The 257-nt window shown below is 51.0% G+C and carries 1 protein-coding gene; it reads right to left on the bottom strand.

From position 1 onward, the window contains the following. Positions 1-257 (bottom strand): C1 family peptidase (locus ACYQ78_RS39815; protein ID WP_459806181.1); only part of this gene is annotated, 257 nt, incomplete at both ends.

The raw sequence follows: 257 nt of genomic DNA on the forward strand, positions 1-257 counted from the left end.
CCCAGCTGGTCCCCCAGGAGTTCTTGACCAGCCAGTAGTCCTTCCCTTGATAGGTACCGTATCCAACAGCAAGAACACCATGGTCAAGACGGGTCCTGCTACCGGCAGGCTCATTGTAGACTCCTCTGTGATAAAACTGGAAAGATAAGTGTCCTGCATCAATAGCGACAGAGATTGGTCCGACTGTGGCTACAGCTGACTGAAGATCAGCTTCGCTTCCCTTTGTAATGTCCGTGTAACCAGTATCAGTAGCACCA

Source organism: Herbidospora sp. RD11066 (assembly GCF_054661255.1).